The 24019-nt window shown below is 35.4% G+C and carries 24 protein-coding genes; 12 read left to right on the top strand and 12 right to left on the bottom strand.

Translation table 11 applies throughout. From position 1 onward, the window contains the following. Positions 1-94: 94 nt before the first annotated feature. The 3 genes from kbl to EKM03_RS09330 form a co-directional block, all read right to left on the bottom strand. On the bottom strand, positions 95-1288 hold the full coding sequence (kbl, locus tag EKM03_RS09340) for a glycine C-acetyltransferase (protein ID WP_126554690.1): 1194 nt from the start codon (positions 1286-1288) through the stop codon (positions 95-97). Positions 1289-1335: 47 nt separating this feature from the next. Beyond that, positions 1336-4926, bottom strand: a complete 3591-nt coding sequence (locus EKM03_RS09335) for an exodeoxyribonuclease V subunit beta (protein ID WP_126740244.1) — start codon at positions 4924-4926, stop codon at positions 1336-1338. Positions 4927-5099: 173 nt separating this feature from the next. Beyond that, positions 5100-5555 carry a DinB family protein gene (locus EKM03_RS09330; RefSeq protein WP_126554694.1) on the bottom strand — a complete coding sequence of 152 codons (456 nt, stop codon included), beginning with the start codon at positions 5553-5555 and terminating at the stop codon, positions 5100-5102. 75 nt (positions 5556-5630) lie between these two features. On the opposite strand from EKM03_RS09330, the gene EKM03_RS09325 reads away from it, so the two are divergent. The 5 genes from EKM03_RS09325 to EKM03_RS09305 all read left to right on the top strand — a co-directional run bounded on the left by EKM03_RS09325 (position 5631) and on the right by EKM03_RS09305 (position 9410). Further along, positions 5631-5981, top strand: coding sequence for an arsenate reductase family protein (locus EKM03_RS09325; RefSeq protein ID WP_126452753.1), 351 nt, complete (start codon positions 5631-5633; stop codon positions 5979-5981). Beyond that, positions 5981-6868, top strand: a complete 888-nt coding sequence (locus tag EKM03_RS09320; RefSeq protein ID WP_126740242.1) for a DMT family transporter — start codon at positions 5981-5983, stop codon at positions 6866-6868. The genes EKM03_RS09325 and EKM03_RS09320 overlap by 1 nt, the downstream gene beginning before the upstream one ends. A gap of 184 nt (positions 6869-7052) precedes the next feature. Beyond that, a complete protein-coding gene (locus EKM03_RS09315; protein WP_126554698.1) occupies positions 7053-7913 on the top strand; it encodes a YicC/YloC family endoribonuclease in 861 nt (286 codons plus the stop codon). A 29-nt stretch (positions 7914-7942) separates the two neighbouring features. After that, positions 7943-8518, top strand: a complete 576-nt coding sequence (gmk, locus tag EKM03_RS09310; protein WP_126740241.1) for a guanylate kinase — start codon at positions 7943-7945, stop codon at positions 8516-8518. Between the two features lie 22 nt (positions 8519-8540). Then, positions 8541-9410 carry a YafY family protein gene (locus EKM03_RS09305; protein ID WP_126740239.1) on the top strand — a complete coding sequence of 290 codons (870 nt, stop codon included), beginning with the start codon at positions 8541-8543 and terminating at the stop codon, positions 9408-9410. 200 nt (positions 9411-9610) lie between these two features. Here EKM03_RS09305 and EKM03_RS09300 read toward each other — a convergent pair whose 3' ends face one another. Both EKM03_RS09300 and EKM03_RS09295 read right to left on the bottom strand, forming a co-directional pair. Beyond that, entirely contained in the window at positions 9611-10408 is a 798-nt protein-coding gene (locus EKM03_RS09300) for a hypothetical protein (RefSeq protein WP_126740236.1), read from the bottom strand. Positions 10409-10591: 183 nt separating this feature from the next. After that, complete coding sequence (locus tag EKM03_RS09295; protein ID WP_126562673.1) at positions 10592-11173, bottom strand: DUF4468 domain-containing protein; 582 nt, start codon at positions 11171-11173, stop codon at positions 10592-10594. A 348-nt stretch (positions 11174-11521) separates the two neighbouring features. Here EKM03_RS09295 and nadD point away from each other — a divergent pair, with 348 nt between their 5' ends. Next, entirely contained in the window at positions 11522-12133 is a 612-nt protein-coding gene (gene nadD, locus EKM03_RS09290) for a nicotinate (nicotinamide) nucleotide adenylyltransferase (RefSeq protein ID WP_126740235.1), read from the top strand. Here nadD and EKM03_RS09285 read toward each other — a convergent pair whose 3' ends face one another. Beyond that, on the bottom strand, positions 12134-13030 hold the full coding sequence (locus EKM03_RS09285; RefSeq protein ID WP_126740233.1) for a LysR family transcriptional regulator: 897 nt from the start codon (positions 13028-13030) through the stop codon (positions 12134-12136). It lies immediately after the preceding gene. Between the two features lie 86 nt (positions 13031-13116). Between EKM03_RS09285 and EKM03_RS09280 the strand changes: the two genes are divergently transcribed. The 5 genes from EKM03_RS09280 to EKM03_RS09260 all read left to right on the top strand — a co-directional run bounded on the left by EKM03_RS09280 (position 13117) and on the right by EKM03_RS09260 (position 16867). Further along, complete coding sequence (locus tag EKM03_RS09280; RefSeq protein ID WP_197037211.1) at positions 13117-13881, top strand: type 1 glutamine amidotransferase domain-containing protein; 765 nt, start codon at positions 13117-13119, stop codon at positions 13879-13881. A gap of 4 nt (positions 13882-13885) precedes the next feature. Next, positions 13886-15049 carry an iron-containing alcohol dehydrogenase gene (locus EKM03_RS09275; RefSeq protein WP_126740231.1) on the top strand — a complete coding sequence of 388 codons (1164 nt, stop codon included), beginning with the start codon at positions 13886-13888 and terminating at the stop codon, positions 15047-15049. A 310-nt stretch (positions 15050-15359) separates the two neighbouring features. After that, positions 15360-16355: an NAD(P)H-dependent glycerol-3-phosphate dehydrogenase gene (locus tag EKM03_RS09270; protein WP_126562677.1), complete on the top strand. Its 996-nt coding sequence runs from the start codon at positions 15360-15362 to the stop codon at positions 16353-16355. 38 nt (positions 16356-16393) lie between these two features. After that, on the top strand, positions 16394-16609 hold the full coding sequence (locus EKM03_RS09265; RefSeq protein WP_126461843.1) for a hypothetical protein: 216 nt from the start codon (positions 16394-16396) through the stop codon (positions 16607-16609). 9 nt (positions 16610-16618) lie between these two features. Continuing rightward, positions 16619-16867, top strand: coding sequence for a hypothetical protein (locus tag EKM03_RS09260; protein WP_126461846.1), 249 nt, complete (start codon positions 16619-16621; stop codon positions 16865-16867). Here EKM03_RS09260 and EKM03_RS09255 read toward each other — a convergent pair. The 3 genes from EKM03_RS09255 to EKM03_RS09245 all read right to left on the bottom strand — a co-directional run bounded on the left by EKM03_RS09255 (position 16838) and on the right by EKM03_RS09245 (position 18783). After that, on the bottom strand, positions 16838-17245 hold the full coding sequence (locus EKM03_RS09255) for a hypothetical protein (protein ID WP_126461849.1): 408 nt from the start codon (positions 17243-17245) through the stop codon (positions 16838-16840). The two genes, EKM03_RS09260 and EKM03_RS09255, sit on opposite strands and share 30 nt — an antisense overlap. Positions 17246-17323: 78 nt before the next feature. Then, positions 17324-18343, bottom strand: coding sequence for a phenylalanine--tRNA ligase subunit alpha (gene pheS / locus EKM03_RS09250; protein WP_126461851.1), 1020 nt, complete (start codon positions 18341-18343; stop codon positions 17324-17326). Between the two features lie 83 nt (positions 18344-18426). Next, on the bottom strand, positions 18427-18783 hold the full coding sequence (locus EKM03_RS09245) for a hypothetical protein (RefSeq protein WP_126461854.1): 357 nt from the start codon (positions 18781-18783) through the stop codon (positions 18427-18429). Positions 18784-18929: 146 nt separating this feature from the next. Here EKM03_RS09245 and EKM03_RS09240 point away from each other — a divergent pair, with 146 nt between their 5' ends. After that, entirely contained in the window at positions 18930-19433 is a 504-nt protein-coding gene (locus EKM03_RS09240) for a CvpA family protein (RefSeq protein WP_126461857.1), read from the top strand. 251 nt (positions 19434-19684) lie between these two features. On the opposite strand, the gene rpe is transcribed toward EKM03_RS09240, so the two are convergent. The 3 genes from rpe to EKM03_RS09225 all read right to left on the bottom strand — a co-directional run bounded on the left by rpe (position 19685) and on the right by EKM03_RS09225 (position 23989). After that, on the bottom strand, positions 19685-20347 hold the full coding sequence (gene rpe / locus EKM03_RS09235; RefSeq protein ID WP_126461860.1) for a ribulose-phosphate 3-epimerase: 663 nt from the start codon (positions 20345-20347) through the stop codon (positions 19685-19687). 474 nt (positions 20348-20821) lie between these two features. Next, positions 20822-21685, bottom strand: a complete 864-nt coding sequence (locus tag EKM03_RS09230; protein ID WP_007137700.1) for an RNA polymerase sigma factor RpoD/SigA — start codon at positions 21683-21685, stop codon at positions 20822-20824. Positions 21686-21847: 162 nt separating this feature from the next. Beyond that, positions 21848-23989, bottom strand: coding sequence for a polyribonucleotide nucleotidyltransferase (locus EKM03_RS09225; RefSeq protein ID WP_126452801.1), 2142 nt, complete (start codon positions 23987-23989; stop codon positions 21848-21850). Positions 23990-24019 lie beyond the last annotated feature (30 nt).

Genomic DNA, 24019 nt, shown 5'->3' with positions numbered 1-24019 from the left:
CAATTTAGTTAATTACAAGCAAAAATAGGACGTAATTTTTAAACTACAAAATATTATGTTAAAAAAAACCTACAAACAAGGCTAAAAGTGCGAATTATATAACATTTAACTCTTTTCCTACCGCTACAAAGGCATTTATTGCCTGATCTAAATGCGCTTTTGTATGTGCCGCAGAAAGTTGTACTCTAATTCTTGCTTTATCTTTAGGAACTACTGGAAAAAAGAAGCCTATTACATAAATTCCTCTTTTTAATAATTCATTTGCCATAGTTTGAGACAATTTTGCATCATATAACATCACCGGTACTATTGCAGAATCCCCATCAATGATATCAAAACCTGCTTTTTTAATCCCATCTCTAAAATAATTAGTATTCCATTCTAGTTTGTCTCTAAGTGTTGTATCTTTTTCTAAGAGTTCAAAAACCTTAATGGAAGCTCCAACGATTGCTGGTGCTAAGGAATTTGAAAATAAATACGGTCTGGAACGTTGACGTAATATTTCGATAATTTCTTTTTTAGCGGTCGTATACCCGCCCATGGCGCCACCAAGTGCTTTTCCTAAGGTTCCTGTAATAATATCTACTCTTCCCATGACTCCTTTTAACTCAAGTGTCCCTTTTCCGGTAGCACCAATAAATCCAGCAGCATGGCATTCATCAACCATAACCATTGCGTCATATTTATCGGCCAAATCACAAATTTTATCCAACGGAGCTACAACGCCATCCATGGAGAAAACACCATCCGTAACAATTAATTTGAAACGGGTACCGGCTTCTGTAGCCTTAATCAGCTGCTTTTCCAGGTCTCCCATATTGCTATTTTCATAGCGATATCGCGTCGCTTTACACAAACGAACACCATCTATAATAGAGGCATGATTTAAACTATCCGAAATAATACAATCCTGATCTCCTAATAAGGGTTCAAAAACACCTCCGTTTGCATCAAAAGCGGCCGCATAAAGAATGGTATCTTCTGTGCCATAAAACTCAGAAATCTTTTTTTCCAAAGTTTTATGAATGTCTTGTGTCCCACAAATAAAACGCACCGATGACATTCCAAAACCATGCGTATCAAGAGCGTCTTTTGCAGCCTGAACAACTTCTGGATGGGATGACAAGCCAAGATAATTATTGGCACAAAAATTTAAAACCGTTTCTCCTGTCGAAATGGTTATTTCTGCATCTTGTGGTGAGGTGATAATGCGCTCTGATTTGAAGATTCCATTGTCTTCTATTGTTTGTAATTCTGACTGTAAATAGTCTTTAATTTTTCCGTACATTTTTTATGTTTTTAAAATTCAATTTTGCGAATAATTCATTTTTTAGGCTACAAATTTACTACATCGATTTCTTTTCCTATATAAATTAGTGCTTTTTTTACCACTTTATACCCCATTAATTCAATTGCATTTTGATATTTTTCTAATTGTAAGTGGTATTTAGGATTATGTGTTCCTGTTTTATAATCCAACAGCAACACTTCTTTATTTTTTGTCAAAACCATTCGGTCCGGTTTTATAGTCTTTCCTTCCTTTTGAATAATTGTTTGTTCATTCAGTACCTCATTCCCTTCCGAAAAATAATCGGTTAGTTCTGTATGAGTGACAATTTCCTGTATGGTACTGTAAACGGCTTCCTTTTGTTTAAAAACGATGAGTCCGTTTTCGATCGCTTTTGTTATAGCTAAATCTATATCGTTTTTCGTTTTCACAAAAGATAAAATCTCATGAATGACGTTTCCATAGGCAATGGCTTCCTGTTGTTGTGTTCCCCACATCAATGCTTCTCTTTGTGCAATTTTGATGTTTTTTGGATTCAAAATTTCCAAAACTAACGGAATTGTTTTGGAGGTATCAATGTGTTTTTTTTCTTTTGATAATTTAGCGATATCCCCAAAATCATATTCCAATTTATCGGTATCGAATTCCCCTTTACTCTCTAAATAATTAATAAAAAAAGCACACATATTATTTTTTGGAACTTCCCCTTTACTGGATAAATTCATATTTGAAATCACATACAACTGTTCCTCCGCTCTGGTCAAAGCCACATAAAGCACATTGATATTGTCTAATAATTCTTCCTGTTTCTTTTGATTGTAAATCTCAGCCGCTTCCTCTCCAAATCCTTCTACGGCGCTATTGTTATCAATTAATACTTTTGACAGGCCAAAAATTCCTCCTTCAGCATTGAGCCACAATTTATCTTTTGGTTTCCTGTTGTAATCTTCCTCTGCAAATGGCATAATGACTACCGGAAACTCCAATCCTTTTGATTTATGAATTGTCATAATCCGAACGGCATTATTTCCTTCTGGTGAAGGAATACTAAATTTTTGTGCATTTTTATCCCAGAAATTTAAAAAGTCAGAAATTCCTGCTTGGTTGCGAATGTCACGTTCCAGAACTATGTCTAAAAAATATTGGACGTAGGCATTCCCCTCCCTAACCTTCCCCGAAGGGGCAGGAGCCGACACCGATAAGTTGGAGTCTTGAATTTCTTCTCGTTGAATTAATTCTTCTTTTATTCGTTTTAAAACTTCCGAAATATTCTTTATAACCTGTTCATTGGTAAATCGAATGACTTTATACCCTAATTTATTCAGGGTAATTGTTCTATTATTATCTAACTGAACCTGCTCTTCGGTAAAATGATAATCCTCATCCACTTCAACAACCAGTTTTTTCGATAAACAAACAAAATGAACAATAAAATCAGCTATCAAATGGTGTTGCCTGAATTTATAATCTTCAAATGATCTAGATTTAAACTCCATCCAAAGAATTTTCTCAGCATGTATTGATTCAATACGATGGAATTTATCCTTACGATTAACCACTTCGTCATCCTTTTCTTTGGAGAGAGCCGGGGAGAGGAACTTTGCAATAATAACCTCTACCGCTTCATACAATGATTTTTTTCTAATGTCTTGAAACGACAATGAAATATTAAAACTCACCAGCCAATTTTCGAAATCCGTTTCCTGAAACAATGCCATTCCTTTGGCAATGAAATCAGCAACAGGTAATCTGTCCTGAATATGCGTTCCTATATAGTAAAGGAAATTCGCCTTAGCTTCTAAATCAGCGTTGTTTTTCAGGTATTTTAATAAATGAATAATCAATCGTACTTCAGTAGCATTTTGAATCATTAACGTTTCCGAGGATAAAAGCGGTATTCTTTGCTCTGTCAAATAGTTCGCAATCGCAATTCCCTGACTTCGTTTCCGGGTAAGAATGACAATATCTTTGTATTCAAATCCTTTTTGAATTACTTTTTGAATCGTATTCAGCGTGGCCAAAACATATAAATCAGTTTTATCTAAAGCTTCTTCGTCTCCAGAAGCTTCCGGATTATCATTTGTTTTCTCTACTTTTGGGATAAAAGAAATATTCACATAACCTCCTGTTTTGTCATTGGTTTTTTGGTGGCTGTGATTTTCATACAACTCTTTGTAATCTAAATGAGCAAATTCACCGGACAACAATTTAAAAAATTCATTATTAAATTCGATTACCTGCGAATAACTTCGGTAATTTTTATCAAGATGTTCAAGTTTTTTATCAGGATTATTGAACGGGTTTTGATCTTTACTCAATTCAATAAACTGTTCGGCTTTTCCGCCGCGCCACCTGTAAATAGACTGTTTGGGATCGCCCACAATCATCAAGGTTCCTTTTTCTCCATAATCATCCTGTCCGGAAAGGGCATTGTCAATAAGCGGAATCAGGTTTTGCCATTGCATCTCCGAAGTATCCTGAAATTCATCGATAAAAAAATGGCGGTAGCGTTCCCCCAATCGTTCGTATATAAAAGGCGCTGGCTGGTTTTGAATTTCCCTATGGATTATGGCATTAAATTCTGAAATGGAAAGTACATTTTGTTCACTTTGTATTTTGGCTAATTCATTACTTACCGTATTTAATAAGGAAAGTGGTGTAATGTTTTTCAGGAAGGCTTTATAAAAATGGATCTTTTCGAAAGCTTTGTAAACTTTGTCTAAAAATTGCAATAAATCTGGAATTATGTTTTCAATAATCGCACGATCTTTTGCCGTTTTATTTATGGTTATATCATCCAACTTACGAAAAATTTTATTCTTCGGATTGAATTTTCCCTGTTGAATACTATTGATATGATTGGGAAAAGTTCCTCTGGAAAAAGATTTTACATCAATTCCATTGGTGTCAATTAATAACAAGGCCGCTGTTGCAAAAACAACAGTCTGTTTTTCTAAATCTTTACTGGCTTCTACTAATTTCTTTTTTATTGCAACGAACTCAGCGATGGATTTATCCTGAAACTGCGTGATTTCGTTTCTGTTATTTTCATTGAGGATCAAACGGCCTGTCTCTAGAATTTCACGGGAAATATCCCAAGATTTATCATCGTCAGTTTTTTCCATCGTGAAATCGATGAGCAGTTTTGTCAACGTTTCATCTTCACCGGCCTGAGCAATTATAGCATCTACAGCCTCAATTAATAAATTTTCAGTGTCCAGGGTGACTTCAAAAGTCATGGGCAAATTCAAATCATGCGCAAAGGCCCGAATTACCTTGTGGGTGAATTTATCAATCGTAGAAATATCAAATGCAGCGTAGTTATGAATAATATGCTTGATAATTTGCTGTGATTTAGTTTTGATTTCGAGGATCGAAAGTTCTGTATCTATTGCTAAATCCTGCATCAAGTCCTGGGCTTTGTGGCTGGGCTCGTCTTTTGCAAATTCAGAAAGACTACCCACAATTCGGCTTTTCATTTCGTGCACCGCTTTGTTGGTAAACGTAATGGCCAGTATAGTGCGATAGGCATCATTTTTTTTTGCAACAAGAATAATCTTGAGGTACTCTTTGACAAGCGCATAGGTTTTTCCGGATCCAGCTGATGCATCGTATATGGAAAATGAAGGTCTTTGCATGTTGCTATTATTATACGCTGTGAGTTATACAAATTAATACTTTTTTTATAAAAAGAATCCTTTTTTATGGTCTTCAAGTACAAAAAACCAAACTGCTTGTGCTTCCTTTTCAGGGTTGTGTTTTAATGAAAAACAAAGCAAGTAACAGGGGATTTTTCTTTTGCCAAAAGTGATTAAATAAATTTTCTAATGCTCATCATAATCCCAATGTGAAGCCCTTCATGAAAATCATTGAAAGCCATTGCATCCTGAGCACTTTTTAGCGTATACCCTGTTGATGTAGGATATTCAGTGAAGTTTTTGAAGTTTTTATTTTCAAAATCAAGTTTAGTTTGATTGATAGTTTCAAATAACAAATCCTTCATTTCGGCTAATTCTTCTTGTGTTGCAATATGTTCTGGCTTAGTTCCTTTTTTATATTTTTCTACCATTTCCTCAGAAACCATCATCGGTAAACCCGATAATTTATACACTAATACTTGCTGTGTCACTATTATATGACCGATGTTCCAAATCAGGTTATTGTTGAATCCTTCCGGAATCGTGTTGAGTTGCGCTAAAGTATATCCTTTTAAAAACTGTGAAACTATTTTTCGGCTGGTTAAAGTAATGTCTAATATTTGATTCATTTTTTTATTTTTTGATAAAAATAATCATTTTCCGTGTCAAATGAATTTTCTTTGCACAAAGAAATTGCTATTTATATGGACATAATATATTATCTCGCTTCTTGCGACACCTGCAGAAAAATCATAAAATCACTTCCTAAAGAGCATGATTTTAAGTTTCACGACATCAAACAAGATCCAATTACTGTTGCTGAATTAGAACGAATGCGCGAACTTTCCGGAAGTTATGAAGCGCTTTTTAGCAAAAAAGCACAACTGTACAAATCGATGGATTTAAAAAATAAATCCTTGACCGAAGACGATTATAAAAAATACATTCTGGAACATTACACGTTTTTGAGTCGCCCTGTATTTATCATCAAAGACAAGATTTATATCGGGAATACCCAACAAAATATGTTGCAGGTAATGAAAGCCTTGGCATAATGTCCAAAAGAAATCTTGCACTAATTGGTGCCACAATTGTTTCCATAATTTACGGAGTCACGTTTACTATTGCCAAAGATGTCATGCCGTTGTATATTGATGCCTATGGTTTTATACTGTTGCGCGTAGGTGGTTCAATGATTTTGTTTTGGATCTTTTGGCTTTTTATGCCGAAGGAAAAAATTGCCTCCAATGACTTTCCCCGAATTATTGCCGCAGCTTTCTTTGGCGTAGCATTTAATATGCTTACATTTTTCAAAGGATTAAGCCTTACTTCGCCTATTAGTGCTGCAGTTATCATGGTTTCGACACCAATGATTGTGTTGACGCTTTCGGCTATTATCATGAAGGAACGCATGCAAAAACGAATGGTTTTTGGAATTATACTTGGTCTGATAGGGACTGCTTTTCTTATTCTGTACGGAAAATCCATTGGCAGCGCCACAAACGCCGGGATGGGAAATTTTCTGGTATTGGTCAATGCTATTTCCTATGGATTTTACCTGATTATCGTCAAGAAATTAATGGATAAATACAATGCGTTTACGTTTGTAAAATGGATTTATTTATTTGGATTTATTATGGTTTTGCCTTTTGGCTGGAGTCAATTTCAAACGGTGGACTGGGCTTTGGTTCCCATGGATATTTGCTGGAAAATTGGATTTGTTGTCGTCATTTCTACATTTCTGACCTATTTGCTTAATTTGCTTTCGATGAAAGAATTAAAACCAACGACGGTTGCCGTTTTTATTTATTTGCAACCGCTATTTGCCACTATTTTTGCGATAAGCTTGGGCAAAGACGAATTGAGTTTGGTAAAAATTGGTTCGGCAGTTTTGATATTTATCGGCGTTTATTTAGTGACACAGAAAAAGAGTGTGCAGTAATCAGCTGTTAGTGTTCAGCGCCTAAATTGCAGGTTATTGTCTTTTATAACGTTCGTTGGGCTATTTATATCAACTCAAAAATTAAAATCTGATTACTAAATATGTACTTATGCCGAGTCACTGTTTACTAAAAACGGACCACTGACCACTTTTTTAGTATCTTTGACCTCTTTTAGAAAATTATATGATACAATCAATGACGGGTTTTGGTAAAGCTACTTTGCAATTACCAACCAAAAAAATCACGGTAGAAGTGAAATCTTTAAACAGTAAAGGTTTGGATTTGAATGTGAGAATGCCTTCGCTGTACCGCGAAATGGAATTGGGTTTACGCAACCAAATCGCACTTAAGCTGGAAAGAGGCAAAGTAGATTTTTCTATTTTTATCGAAACTACCGCCGAACAAACTTCTACGAAAGTAAATGTGCCCATTGTAAAAGGGTACATCAATCAGTTAAGAGAAGTGTATGCTGATGCAGATGAAACGGAACTGATGAAAATGGCGATCCGTATGCCGGACACTATGAAAATAGAACGTGATGAAATCGATGAAAACGACTGGGTACAAATCCAAACCGTTATCGAAGAAGCCTTACAAAACATCTTGACCTTTAGAAGAGATGAAGGAATGTCTCTTGAAAAAGAATTTCAATTGCGAATTGGTAACATTAGGCAGTATATGACGGAAGCTTTGGCGCTTGATCCAGAACGTGTTCAGGCAATAAAAGACCGTTTGCAAACTGCAATTGCTGAACTTAAAGTGAATGTAGACGAAAACCGTTTTGAGCAGGAATTGATTTATTATTTGGAGAAATTAGACATCACCGAAGAAAAAGTACGTTTGACGAATCACCTGGATTATTTCTTGGAAACCATCAACGGAACGGAGGCTAACGGTAGAAAATTAGGTTTCATTACCCAAGAAATGGGACGTGAAATCAACACGATGGGTTCTAAATCCAATCACGCACAAATGCAGAAATTAGTCGTTCAGATGAAAGACGAATTGGAAAAAATAAAGGAGCAGGTATTGAACGTTCTATAATATAGATACTGAAATAAATTCAGCATAAAATGAGCACAGGAGGAAAATTAATCGTTTTTTCGGCACCATCAGGATCTGGGAAAACCACCATAGTTAGGCATTTATTAAGCAAAGAAGATTTGAATCTGGAGTTTTCTATTTCGGCAGCTTCCCGCGAACCAAGAGGCGAAGAAGTAAACGGAAAAGACTATTATTTCATGTCTACCGAAGACTTTAAAAAACACATTAAGAACGAAGACTTCTTGGAATGGGAAGAAGTGTACCGCAATAATTTCTACGGAACTTTAAAAAGTGAAGTGGAGCGCATCTGGGCAAAAGGAAAAAATGTAATTTTTGATATTGATGTCTCTGGTGGATTGCGCATCAAGCATAAATTCCCGGAAGAAACGTTAGCCGTTTTCGTGAAACCACCAAGCGTAGATGAACTAAAAAGAAGATTAAAGGAACGTTCTACCGAAAGTGATGACAAAATCAATATGCGCATCGCTAAAGCTTCTGTTGAATTGGCTACAGCGCCACAATTTGATGTGATTATAAAAAACTACGATTTAAATATTGCTTTGGAAGAAGCTTATCAATTGGTAAAGAATTTTGTAAAGGATTAGATCGAAAAAAGGAAAAAAATCTATGTCAAATTTTGAGCAGTTAAAGCGGCAGGTATCCATTTTGAGAGAAATTCAAAGAGTAGAATACCCTTCAGTGACTGAATTACAAAAACAATTCAATATAAAACCAGCAACTTTTAAGCGTGATATTGAAGCTATAAAACAGTTTTTTACTCCCAATTTAAGTTACGATCCTAAAGCAAAAGGATATAAAATTAACGGAGAAATCGAGGGAGAAGCTCTTTTAATCCTTGAAACTTTTGAGTTACTTGCTTTTGTTCACAGTACTGATGGGGTAAATGAATTTATCATTCCCGAGAAGAGAAAAGCCAGAGGTTCAGAACATTTTTTCATACTTAAAAAGTGTATAGAAGACCAAAAAGCAGTTACATTTTTACATCACAATTATGTCAATAATGAATCGGGGGAATTAAAAGAATGCTTTTTACAGCCACTTGCTCTAAAAGAAAGTCGTGGACGTTGGTATGTTTTAGGAACTAAAGAAGATGGAACGTTCCGGTCTTATGGACTTGATAGGATAACATTATTAGAAGAAACCAGAAACAAATTCGAAAGGAAACTAAACAAGATAGAATTGATAAAAAGATACGAAGATTGTTTTGCCATGTACACTTCTGAAATCCCTGCCGAAAAGGTAATTCTGTCTTACAGCAAGGAAGAAGCTAATTACATCAAATCGTACCCAATCCTTCCCGAACAAGAAATAAAAGAAAAGAATGGACGTGTAGAGGTCACTCTCAACATTAAAATTACTGACGATTTATTTACAGAACTATTGTCTCATGCTCGTTCAATTGAAATCATTGAGCCTTTGCACTTGCGTGAAAGATTTTTCAACTATTTCAAGGAAGCAATGGAGCAGAATCAATAATTTCTTTATATGCAAAAAGGCGTAAGTGACTGACGGATTTCAATTTACACACACACACATTACAGAGTGTCATCTTAAATTGTCGGAGAATCTGTTTGAATATTGCGTTGATAATTCCAATCAAATCATCTAGTTTTTTAGCTGTGATATTAAATGTCTCTTATCGTTTATATTATGGAGTTTACGTTTCTTCACCCCTACTATTGCAGTCCGTTATCATTTTTAAAATTACAAAGACCTTCCGTTCTTAAAAGACATAACTCGCATTTTGGAACTTTACTGCAAATATTTGCATAGTCTTTTGCGCCAAATATCCAAACTAAATTATCAACATAGGTTGTGTTTCGTTCAATATCCTTGCAGAATTCATTGAAAATTTGAGTTGCTTGCAAAGGATTGGTTTTTAAAGGGAATAAATCCAATCGATCAGTTCCGCAAATTCTTAAAATATGTAGGTCTGGTTTAACTGACCTTACACCGACATTTCTTAAATATTCCATCGCCAAAGTGAAACCTAGTTCTTTAATTTTATATTCACTTTTAGGATTTGATAGTAATTCAGCCGTTTGTTCAGCACTATTCAAGTTAATGAAGTTGTCCATACTACCGTACTTTGTAACAATTTTTTCGAATTGTTTAATATTCTCTCTTAAATTAAGAATTTGATATTTAATTTTTCGATTACCACATTTTATTTCACGGATATTTTCCAATAAATAGTTTGTATCTGATTCTTTTAATTTTTCTGGATTGTAATCCTGAAAAATTATTTTAAGATTTTTTAGGTTTTTTGCAATACCTCCCCACGACCTTTGATTGCTTAACTGAGACAATAGAAGAGCTTTGACATGATCACTTAATGTGAATTCATGCCCTTCTTCTCGTTTTTTACTTGCATCCAACTGTCCAAATCCATCAATAATTGAATTATAGTCGATGTTATTTTGAGTTAAAGTCTTTTCAATTAGTTCAATTATTTTAATATTATTTGTTGCCATTTTTAAAGTTTTAGTGACTAACATTGCTTCAAGCTTCTGATCCATTTCTACATAGCGTGTGGAGATTTTCTCCGAAGTTAGTTGTTATTTTGGAAATATAACTGGTCACGTTTCATTATTTTACCATTAATTTCCGTTGTAAATCCATTAGCATCATTTACATATCTAAAGGCATATATCAAGTTACCAATTTGATGTTTGTGATTTTGCTTCGCCACTTAAATATGCATCTAAAGATTTAGCTAAACCATTGTAATATTCAATATTAGTTTGAATATCTCGATAGTTATTTCTAAATGTACCATCTTCTTTGAAGATTAAATCGGATGTTTTTTCATCTAACGGCATTGAATAATAATATTTTTTTGACCAACCTCCAGAAACATATTTACTAGGTTCTGTATAAGTGGTAACACTTGAAATATCAAACTTAACTTTACCATCTTTAAAGTAAAATTCAATTTCGTATTTAGTTGAGTAATAGGTTGTCATACCCATAACCTTCATCCAAGAAATATTAGAATCCATACCTTCAATTCTAATATAAGAGTTTTCGTTTTTGGCTAATATTACCTTTTCGGGGTTTTTGTAAGTTTCATTAATCCAATCTAATGCTTTTTGGTACAACTCCTTATCTGTTTGACCGTTTTTGTCTATTACAACATATTCAGTGAAACCTTTTTCTTTAGTAAAAGAAAATTCCTTTTCTTGACCAAAACTTACTACACTTAACATAACCATTAATCCTAAAATAATCTTCTTCATAATCTAATTTTGTTTTTTTATTAAATTGCCGCAAGTTTATAACGGCATAATCCTTCTTCGTCACAATGGTGCAAAGATATTTGTCACCAGTGTCAAAACATGATACTCAAAAATAAACTTGTAAAAAACCACAAATAAAAGAAACCAAAGCATGAAAATCGGGCTCTGTTTTGGCACATACAATACTACATATCGGGAATTTAATCATTGCCATTCAGCAGAATTAGATTTCTTTGTTTTATTTATTTAAATTTACTCTCGAAAAACACTGTCATGGAGGAATTTTCTAGTGTCATTCCGAGGAACGAGGAATGACAAACTAACTTAGGCAAACTACATTGATATATTATGAAAATAGGACTTTATTTCGGAACGTTTAACCCCATTCATATTGGACATCTTATCATTGCCAATCACATGGCCGAGCATGCTAATATAGACCAAGTATGGATGGTGGTTACGCCACACAATCCTTTGAAGAAAAAAAATACTTTGCTTGATGATTACCATCGGTTGCAAATGGTATATCTTGCTACTGAAGATTTTCCAAAAATCAAACCTTCGGATATTGAGTTTAAATTGTCACAGCCCAATTATACAATAAATACCTTAGTTCACTTGCAGGAAAAACATCCCAATTACGAATTCTCGTTAATCATGGGCGAAGACAATCTAAGGTCGTTGTACAAATGGAAAAACTACGAAGCTATTCTGGCGCATCACGAGATTTATGTGTATCCTAGACTCGAAACCAAAGGCCAAACCGGCGAAGCTATTTCTTTGGAAGTAGAAAATCTAACTTTCAAGAATCACCCAAAAATCCACCTGATTGACGCTCCGGTTGTTGAAATATCATCTACATTTATTCGGGATAATATCAAAAAAGGGAAAAATGTACAGCCTTTATTGCCCGCTAAAGTTTGGGAATGTATTGATCACAATAACTTTTATAAGAAGTAATTACGCCAGAATTCTTTTTAATTCCAATTGAATATTCTCAAAAACAGGACTCAAATTATCATTTTTACCGGATAACACATATACTTCTGTACTTGGCATTTGCTTGCTGTTCCACATCAATTGGATTTTATTTTCTGCTATTAAACTTTTTGCGTTTATATCCCAAACAACGGCTATTCCGGTATTTTTCGAAATTATTTCAAGCATTTCATACTCGGACGGAATGATATAATTGGGAATCATCGAGGGCCTTTTTTTACTAAAAACATGCAGCCAAAACAACTTTATATGCGGAATCTGTGCATTGTGGGTGAACCACTTTTGGTCGTTTAACCACTGTTCAGTTGCAGAGAAATTCTTTATTTTGATATTAGATTTTAACTCAGAAGCATCAATGTTATTGGAACCAACAATCACTTGTTTGATTTCGCCAACCTTTTTCTGAATGGTGTCAAACGTGTCATATTGTTTGGTAACAATAGCAAAATCGAGTTTTTTAGAATCGACCAATTCAAAAAGTGTGTCGTTCTCATGGAAACTAAAATCTATAAAATCAAATTCTGAAATTAAGGCATTTCCCAAACTGATCATCAAGTGTTTCGAGATGCCAATGGATATTAATCGATTCGCATCAAACGCTTTGGCACGAAAACCATTCTCCACATTTTCCAATCGGTCCAACGCCTCGATGATTAGATTATTGAGTAACTTAGCATATTCTGTTGGCTCCACACCTTTTGACTTTCGATTAAAAAGTTTATATCCGACATGTGCTTCCAACATTGATATTTGTTGACTTACAGCGGGTTGACTGATAAATAATTCCTTGGCAGCCAACGAAAAATTACCGTTTTTATAAACGGATTTAAACGTTCTGTACCATTCGAGATTAACCATGATATAAATATATTTATCACAAACATAATTTAAATTATTTTTACTAATAGCATATTCGCACTAAATTTGTAGAAACAAAATAAGAAATGAAGAAAATTGCATTCTTTGCCATTATAGCATTAACAGTAAGTTGCATTACAGCAACTGCACAAAATAAAAAAAGTATGAAAAAAGTATTATTTGTTGTTACGAGTCACGATAAACTAGGTAACACGGGAGAAAAAACAGGATTTTGGACAGAAGAACTTGCCGCGCCATATTATGAATTAGTAGATAAAGGAGTTGTTATTGATATTGCTACCCCGTTAGGAGGACAACCACCTATAGATCCAAAAAGTGAAGATCCATCTGCAGCAACTGAAGATACTAAACGATTTGATGCTGATACTGAATTATTGGCAAAACTGAAAAATACGCACAAATTAGCCGATGTAAAAGAATCGGATTATGATGCCGTTTTTTATCCAGGAGGTCATGGACCGTTATGGGATTTAGCCACGGATGAAAATTCAAGCGCTTTGATTGAAGCTTTTTATACGAATAATAAACCTGTCGCTTTTGTATGTCATTCACCAGCAGTGTTGAAAAACGTAAAAGTAAATGGGGATTTTTTGGTAAAAGGAAAAAAAGTAACCGGATTTTCTAATACGGAAGAGGAAGCTGTAGGCTTAACTGATGTCGTACCATTTTTATTAGAGGATGCGTTGCAAGCTAACGGGGCCAAATATTCAAAAATAGGGGATTGGCAACCGTATGCAGTAGAAGATGGCTTATTGATTACAGGTCAGAACCCGGCTTCATCTAAACTCGTTGCAGAAAAATTATTAAATCAATTGAATTTAAAAAAATAAAAACATGTTAAACTTCGAATTATACAATCCTACTAATTTAATTTTTGGAAAAGGACAAATTGAAAAACTTTCTACTTTAGTTCCACAGGGGGCAAAAATTCTTTTGGCTTATGGAGGCGGAAGTATTTTTAAAAATGGAATCCATGAACAGGTAGTTAATGCTTTAAAAGGTTTTGAAATCGTCGAATTTTCGGGAATTGAGCCAAACCCGCATTTTGAAACATTGATGAAAGCAGTTGCGATTATCAAAGAGCAAAAAGTAGATTTTATTCTTGCAGTAGGTGGTGGATCCGTAATTGACGGGGTAAAATTCATTTCGGCTGCCGTGAACTTTGACGGAAACCCTATTGATATTCTTCAAAAACGAGTATTAACTAAAGATGTATCTAAAATTATTCCTTTTGGAACAGTTTTAACGTTACCGGCAACGGGAAGTGAAATGAATTCTGGCGGTGTAGTTACCATTGAATCTACACAAGAAAAATTATCATTTGGTGGTAGCGCCTTGTTTCCAAAATTTTCTATTTGCGATCCAACCGTCATTGAATCTTTACCCAAAAGACAATTGGAAAACGGAGTTGTTGATGCCTATACCCATGTTTTGGAACAATATCTAACCTATCCACATGAAGGATATCTTCAAGATAGAATTGCCGAAAGTATTTTACAGACCTTGATTCAAGTTGGCCCTGATGTTGTTGAGAATCCTAAAGATTATGCTTTGGCTTCTAACTTTATGTGGAGTTGTACGATGGCTCTAAATGGATTAATCCAGAAAGGAGTTCCTTCGGATTGGGCTACACACATGATTGGCCATGAATTAACCGCTTTGTACGGAATTGATCATGCTAGAACATTGGCGGTTGTAGGTCCAAATTTATACCGAGTGATGTTTGAAACCAAAAAAGGAAAACTGGCACAATACGGAAAACGTATTTTCAATTTGACTGGAACTGAGGATGAAATAGCAAACGAAGCGATCAATATAACAGTTGAGTTTTTCCATACAATGGGAATGGAGACTAAATTATCGGATTACACCAAAGACTATGATAAAACGGCTGATTTTATAGTAAACCGCTTCAAAGAAAGAGGTTGGCTGGGATTAGGAGAAAAAGAAAATATCACTTTAGAAAAAGTGAAATCAATTGTAGAAATGAGTTATTAATTCAAATAATCAGATTACCGATTGAAGTATTTTTAAATAAAAAGGCGTTCTCATTTTGTATGGGAACGCCTTTTAAAATTCAAATTATAACTAACTAATTCAATTCTGTTTTTTTTGTTAAAACAGTAACTATAATAAAAGAATAACGGTAGTAATGTGTTTATATTGTGTTTGAAAATCAAATGTTTTAAATTTAATTTAATATATTGTGATATTATTATTGAAAACCCCTGTGAATCCCAGATTTAAGGCGGTGCTTTTTTGGCTTGATTCATAGTTTTTAAGTACTTTTGATTAAATTCAATAAAAAATGACTGAAAACATAAAATTTGCAGTAATTGGTGGTGGGAGCTGGGCAACAGCCATAGCTAAAATGTTATGCGTAAATCTTACCGAAATTTCATGGTACATGCGCAATGATGCTGCTATAGAACACATCAAGACCTACAAACACAATCCAAATTACCTAAGCTCTGTTGAATTTGATACCCAAAAATTGAAGCTAACCAATGATATCAATGAAGCAGTAGCCTATGCGGACTACGTTATCTTTGCTATTCCTTCCGCTTTTTTAGAGGGTGAATTAGAAAAATTGACTGTTTCGTTGAAAGATAAAATTATTTTTTCGGCTATAAAAGGGATTGTTCCTGAGACCAGTTTGATTGTAGGGGAACATTTCCATGTAAAATATGATATTCCTTATTATAACATTGGTGTAATCTCTGGTCCTTGTCACGCAGAAGAAGTGGCTATGGAGCGGTTATCATATCTGACAATCGCATGTGGCGACTCTGATAAGGCAAAAATTGTTGCCGATACTCTTGCTGGAAATTACATTAAGACTAAAATTACAGATGATATTATAGGAACTGAATATGCTGCGATGCTAAAGAATATTTATGCCATTGCTGCAGGAATGGCCCATGGACTGGGTTATGGAGATAATTTCCAATCCGTATTGATGAGTAATGGGATCAGGGAAATGAAAAAATTTATCAAGAAAGTTCATAAAATGAAACGCAACATCAATGATTCTGCTTATTTAGGCGATTTACTGGTTACAGGCTATTCGGTTTTTTCGAGAAACAGAATGTTTGGTAATATGATAGGTAAAGGCTACACGGTGAAATCAGCAATGATGGAAATGAGCATGGTTGCTGAAGGATATTACGCTACTAAAAGTGCTTATAAGCTAAATCAGGCTTATGGTGCCAAAACACCTATTATTGATGCCGTTTATGAGGTTTTATACGAAGGAAAAGATGCGAAAACCATATTTAAGAAACTGACCGACAAACTGGATTAATTCTGCTATATATTTAATAATCAAAATACAATCATGTCATGAGCGAAAGATGGAAATATCAAATTAAAACTGGCGGAATTTGGGGTGTATTTATGACAGTTTTCAATGTGTTATTCGACATAAAAGAAATCCCTTTTTCAGTACAAGTCGCTACGCCTAATTTTTATATTCGAGCAGCTGCTTATATCGGTGTAGGGATTTTTGTTTTAGGTTATTTTACATGGAAATCCAAAGTTAAACAACAAAATCGCTAAATCATTTTTATGAGTAAAAGGTGGCGATTTCAGATTAAAAACGGGATGCGTTGGGGAATTATTCTTTCCCTAAGCTTGCTCGTTTTTGACTTATTCGAACGCTCTTTTGAAGATGCTTTTTTCTCCAAAAGAAACCTGTTCCGAACGCTTTATTTCGTCTTATTCGGAATATTTGTAATAGGATATTTAAATTGGAAGAAAAAAAATAAACGCGACAATAGTGCTGATTTATCTCACGATAATACCATCAATAAATAAAATAGGCACTTCTTCGACTGCTGATTCGCAGATGGATTGTGCTTTGAAAATGTATTTTTTATCGTATAGTTTGTCTCCGATAAAGAAAGTCAGCATGAATTCATTGTTGAGTGCTAAAACGCTTTTTTCAATCATTTCGATTTTCATTACTGAAACTGGCGGAACTGCTACAAAAGCGTGGCGCAAGAGGGATGTTTTTTTCATTTCACCGTTGATGGTTCCAAATGCCTTAGAAACAACCATGACGCTTTCGATTAAAAAGTCACTGTCATTTATTAAATAGGCGTACCATACTTTTTCCATGAAATCGTCGCTCCATTCTTGGACTGCAGCTAGGAATACGTTTTCTACTTCGGGGGTGATGATGTCGGATTTCATTTGATTGTTGAGTGATGATTACCGATTTTTGATTTCAGATTTAAACTTCTAAAATCAAAAATCAGTGCTCTTAAATTTTTATATACTTGATTTGAATTGTTCTAAGAAACGTACGTCATTTTCGTAGAACATACGGATGTCGCCTATTTGATACAACAACATGGCAATTCTTTCGATTCCCATTCCAAAGGCAAATCCGTTGTATTCCTCAGGATTGATGCCGCAATTTTTTAAAACGTTTGGATCCACCATTCCACAGCCCATGATCTCTAACCATCCGGTTCCTTTGGTTATTCTATAATCAGTTTCTGTTTTAAGTCCCCAATAAATATCAACCTCAGCGCTTGGCTCCGTAAAAGGAAAGTAGGAGGGACGCAGACGGATTTTTGATTTTCCGAACATCTCTTTGGTAAAATACAAAAGGGTTTGTTTTAAGTCGGCAAAAGAAACATCTTTGTCTATATACAGCCCTTCCACTTGGTGAAAAATGCAGTGAGAACGAGAGGACACGGCTTCATTACGAAAAACTCTTCCCGGAGAAATGGTCCGAATTGGCGGTTTATTTTCTTCCATGTAACGTACCTGTACAGAAGAGGTGTGTGTGCGCAACAAAATATCAGGGTTGGTTTGTATAAAAAATGTGTCTTGCATGTCGCGAGCCGGATGGTATTCCGGGAGGTTCAATGCGGTAAAATTATGCCAGTCGTCTTCGATTTCAGGACCTTCGGAAACATTGAAACCAATATTTGAAAAGATATCAATAATTTGGTTCTTCACCAATGAAATAGGATGGCGGGAACCAATAGTTATTGGTTCAGCCGAACGCGTGAGATCCCCGTAAAAGCCTTTGGTTTCTTCTTTGTTTTCTAAAGCTTCCTGAAGGGTTTTTACTTTGTCTTCGGCAGATGTTTTGAGCAGGTTGATTACTTGTCCGAATTCCTTTTTTTGATCGTTAGGCACATTTTTGAATTCCGCAAAAAGGTCTTTTAAAAGCCCTTTGCTTCCTAAGAATTTGATTCGGAACGTTTCTAGTTCTGCTGCGTTTTGCGTTGAAAAAGCATTTGCTTCGCCAATATATTCTTTTATCTTATCTATCATTTTCATTCCAATAATTAATTATGCAAATTTAGTGATTTTTGTTGATAGGGACAAGTCACGACTGGCCCGTACAATAAATAATATCAATCAATAAGTTCCTTCTCCAGGAAATAATTCACAATGGCTTCTTTCATTAAAACGGATTGTTCTCCAGCTTTTAGCGGTGGTAATTCCTCTTTTACTTTGTAATGTGGCCAACCTTCCTCGTCAAAAAATTCAAATTCATAGAATCCATAAGGCTCTAATAACCTGCAAATCGCGATATGCATTAGGTTTAGTTTTTCGTCTTTCTTGTATTCGTTATGTACTTTCCCGAGTTCTTGTACGCCAATTAGATAAATAATAGCGTCTAAATCTAAATCTTCCCCTTGAGAAAATTGATTGGAAAGTATATTTACAAGCTGTTCCCAGCGTTCTTTAAGTTGTGTGTCTCTTGACATTTTTGTTGAATTATGAATTATGAGTCATGAGTTATTAATTCATTTGTCATAAAATTATTTTTCGCAAAGATAAGAACTTGAAAATTGACTATGGTAAAGAATAATTCTTTTATATTTGCTGTTTGATCGTTGCAAATTAATTAAGTATGGGATTTTTTGATATCATTTTGGGTGTATTGCTTGCTTTTGCTTTTTACAAAGGCCTTCAAAACGGTCTTTTTGTGGAGTTAGCATCACTAATTTCACTACTGGCCGGTATTTATATTGCAGTACAATTTTCCTCCTATATGCGGGATATTTTAGTGGGATTTGTCAAATGGAATCCTAATACCATTCAAGTAGTAGCTTTTGTTCTTACGTTCATTATTGTAGTTGTTGTGGTTTCAGGTTTAGGTAAATTCCTGACAGGAGTAGCTGATTTTGCTTTTTTGGGCTGGTTGAATGCTTTGGGAGGTGGTTTTTTCAGGGTGCTGAAAACTGTTTTGATTCTGGGTATTGTTTTCGCGGTTTTCGAGAAGATTAACTACAACCATCTGTTGGCCAAAAAAGAGACGCTGGATAATTCTCTTTTTTATAATCCAATCCAAAAAACAGCTGGATTCATTTATCCTTCGCTACAGGAATGGTATGGTAGTTTGAAGAAAAAGTAAGTAGTAATGCGTTTTTAGTTGCAGTTTCAACCTTAAACCACAGCGAGAAAATTTAGATGATTGGTCTTTTAAATCCGTAATTGTTTGTTTAAGCTTTTTCTATTTTGTCTTTAAAGCGCTCAATGAGTTTTTCAGAGCGTTCCTTTATAAAAGTTGCATTGACCGTGACAGCCTCTAGTTGGTTTTTGTAATTGCTATTTTCATTTTAAACCCGTCCCGATCTAATAACTATTGAATCGGGACTTTTAGTATTATAGGTTTGTCAATTTCTTCAGATCAGCAATTGTAGCTGTTGGATTTTCTGCTTTAAAAACATAACTTCCGGCTACCAGTACATCAGCTCCGGCTTCTACAAGTTGTTTTGCGTTTTTGTTGGTAACACCGCCATCTACTTCAATAATTGTTTTTGCTTCTTTTTTAGTGATTAAAGCTTTTAGCTTCTCAATTTTAGCATAGGTATTTTCGATAAATGATTGTCCGCCAAAACCTGGATTTACACTCATGATGCAAACCAAATCAATGTCGTTGATTACATCTTCTAATAGGTCGATATTTGTGTGTGGATTAATGGCGACTCCAGCTTTCATTCCTTCGGCTTTGATGGCTTGCAGGGTTCTGTGAAGATGGGTACAAGCTTCGTAGTGTACGCTTAGAATATTGGCGCCCAATTCAGCAAAAGTTTTGATGTAGCGATCTGGATCTACAATCATCAAGTGAACGTCGATTGTTTTTTTTGCATGGCGGTTTATGGCTTCCAAAACGGGCATTCCGTACGAAATGTTAGGTACAAAAACACCATCCATGATGTCAATATGAAACCAATCGGCTTCACTGTCATTGATCATTTCGATATCGCGTTGCAGGTTTCCAAAATCGGCCGCAAGTACTGATGGTGCAATAAGAGTATTTTTCATTGTGTAGTTGTTTTATAGAGATGCACTGTAGTGCATCTTTACAGTTTGTGTTGTTTGTGCAAAAGTAGTTTTTTTGCAGCAATTGGTGAAAGTTTTTTTAGAAGGGACAACTCGCGAGTTGTCCGTACATTGCGCGTAAGGGATAGAGGCGGCATCCTCGTAGCGTAGCGGAGAGATACAGCCGATAGCCCGACCCGAAGTTTTTACGGAGGGTTACGCCATAGTAGTGAGAAATGAATGGTGAGAAGAATTTAGATTTTAAAAATATAACTCCTGATATCCGAGCCGAGCTAAGCGAACTGAATGGAGTTTTGCTTAAAAAAATAAAACTCCGGTAATCAGCCGGAGTTTCAATCATCAATCAAAAAACGAACAGTTAATCAGACCGTCGTTAGCTATTAGTCACAAGTTTAAAATCAAAAGTCATAATGTTGTAGAACGTTATGACTTTTGATTTTTAAAAAATTGACTGTTTTATCCTAAATAGGTTTTTAGTATTTTGCTTCTTGAAGTGTGTTTTAATCTTCGGATTGCTTTTTCCTTGATTTGACGAACACGTTCTCGAGTCAGGTCGAAAGTTTCGCCAATTTCCTCTAAGGTCATTGGGTGTTGATCACCAAGACCAAAGTACAAACGAACTACATCAGCCTCTCTTGGCGTCAATGTTTCTAGGGAACGCTCGATTTCGGTACGCAATGATTCATGGATTAATTCTCTGTCTGGATTTGGTGATTCGCCGGAACGTAAAACGTCATAAAGGTTAGAATCTTCTCCTTCTACAAGAGGCGCATCCATGGATAAGTGACGGCCAGAGTTTTTCATACTCTCTTTTACGTCATTTACGGTCATATCAAGTTCTTTTGCAATTTCCTCAGCAGAAGGTGGGCGCTCGTTAGATTGCTCTAATAAAGCGTACATTTTGTTGATTTTATTGATAGAACCAATTTTGTTCAAAGGCAAACGAACGATACGAGATTGTTCTGCCAATGCTTGTAAGATAGATTGACGAATCCACCAAACGGCATACGAGATGAATTTAAAACCACGTGTTTCATCAAAACGTTGTGCTGCTTTTATAAGTCCAAGGTTTCCTTCGTTGATCAAATCGGGAAGGGTTAATCCTTGATTTTGGTATTGTTTGGCTACAGATACTACGAAACGTAAATTGGCTTTCGTCAATTTTTCTAATGCTTTCTGGTCGCCGGCTTTAATTTTTTGTGCTAATTCTACCTCTTCGTCTGCGGTAATAAGGTCAACTTTACCAATTTCTTGTAAATACTTGTCTAATGAAGCGGTTTCACGATTGGTTACCTGCTTGGTGATTTTTAGTTGTCTCATGTTTTTTTGTCTCCTAAATTTTAAGTGTACAAATGATTATACGTATGAAGTTGCCTAAAAGTTACAATTGTTTTAAAATAAATTTATATATAACAAAAATCCCGTTTCAAATTCATGAAACGGGATTCCCTATAAATAAACCTTTAGTAAACTAAGATCTGATTACTCTTTTCTTTCCTCGCGAGGAGGTCTTGGTAAAAGTGCTTTTCTGGACACTTTTTCTTTTCTGGTTTTTGGATCCAGTCCAAGGTATTTCACCATAAAGACATCGCCCATATTGACCACATCCGAAACGTTTTCAGTGCGTTCCCAAGCTAACTCGGATACGTGTAATAAAACTTCGTTTCCTGGAACAGCTGTGTATTCTACAACGGCACCAAAATCTAGCATTTTGATTACTTTCACTTCGTAAGCTTCGTTCATTTGTGGTTTGAAAGTGATGGACTCAATTTTAGCCAATACCGCTTCAATTCCGGCAGGATCTGTTCCTAGAATTTCAATAACTCCTTGCTCATTTACTTCATTGATAACGATAGTAGTTCCTGTAGATTTTTGTAATTCTTGAATCACTTTTCCACCAGGTCCAATCAATGCACCAATAAAGTTGCCAGGAATTGTTCTTGTGATGATTTTTGGAGCATACGCTTTTACATCTGCTTTTGGAGCAGCTAAAACTTCTATAATTTTTCCAAGAATATGCAAACGACCTTCACGAGCTTGAGCTAAAGCTTCTTCCATGATGTTGTACGCCAATCCTTCAATTTTTATGTCCATTTGACAAGCGGTAATTCCATCTGCGGTTCCGGTTACTTTAAAATCCATGTCTCCTAAGTGATCTTCATCACCAAGAATATCAGACAATACAGCGAATCGGCCTGTTTTTTCATCAGAAATTAATCCCATTGCAATCCCGGAAACGGGTTTGGTCATTTGAATCCCGGCATCCATAAGAGCTAATGTTCCGGCACAAACGGTTGCCATTGAAGATGAACCATTTGATTCTAATACTTCAGATACAATACGAATGGTATAAGGACAATCAGCAGGAATCATGTTTTTCAAAGCACGTTGTGCTAAGTTTCCGTGACCCACTTCTCTTCTTGAAGTTCCTCTTAATGGTTTTGCTTCACCAGTAGAAAAAGGAGGGAAGTTATAATGCAAGTAGAATTTTTCTTCGCCTTGTTGTGATGGAGAGTCAATTTGGTTTGCTTCTCTGGAAGTTCCTAAAGTAGCTGTTGCCAATGCTTGAGTTTCTCCTCTTGTAAATAAAGCAGATCCGTGAACTGAAGGTAAATAATCAACTTCAGCCCAAATTGGACGAATTTGATTTGTTTTTCTACCGTCCAGACGTGTGCCTAAATCAAGGGTTACATTACGAACGGCTTCTTTACTGGATTTAGCAAAATATTTTGAAACTAAATCACCGTTTTCAGCTAATTCTTCCTCAGTAAACAATGCTTTTACAGCTTCTTTTGCTTCCGCAAATTGAGCTGTTCTTTCGTGTTTTGCTGTTCCTTGTTTTGCAATTGCATAACATTTGTCATAAGCTGCAGCATTTACTTTTTCATAAATAGCCACATCTTCTCTTTCTTGATCGTAAGTTCGTACTTCTTTTTTACCAAAAGCAGCAACTAATCGTTCTTGAGCAGCAATTTGAATTTTGATTGCCTCGTGCGCAAATTTAATCGCTTCAACCATTTCGGCTTCTGAAATTTCTTTCATTTCTCCTTCTACCATTGCGATAGATTCTTTTGAAGCGCCAATCATCATGTCAATATCAGACAATTCTAATTGAGTACGACTTGGGTTGATGATGAAATGACCGTCAACTCTGGCTACACGAACTTCAGAAATTAAAGTTGAAAAAGGAATATCAGATAAAGATAAAGCTGCCGAAGCGGCTAAACCGGCTAATGCATCTGGCATTACGTTTTCATCATGCGACATCAATTGAATCATCACTTGCGTTTCTGCATGATAATCTTTTGGGAAAAGAGGACGCAATACACGATCCACTAAACGCATAGTTAATATTTCATTATCGCTTGGTCTTGCTTCTCTTTTAAAGAAACCACCTGGAAAACGCCCGGCGGCAGCAAATTTTTCACGATAATCTAATGTTAAGGGCAAGAAGTCAATTCCTGGGCTTGCTTTTCTGGCAGATACAACTGTTGCCAGCAACACTGCATTTCCCATTCGTACTTCTACGGCACCGTCAGCTTGTTTGGCTAATTTTCCGGTCTCGATTGAGATGCTTCTCCCATCTCCTAAATCGATAATTTCTCTTGAAACTTTTGGAATCATAATTGTATTTTCTTGATTAAACAATGGATT

The organism is Flavobacterium sp. GSP6, from assembly GCF_003984855.1.
Taxonomy (GTDB): domain Bacteria; phylum Bacteroidota; class Bacteroidia; order Flavobacteriales; family Flavobacteriaceae; genus Flavobacterium.
This window is presented reverse-complemented; position numbering and strand designations above follow the sequence as displayed.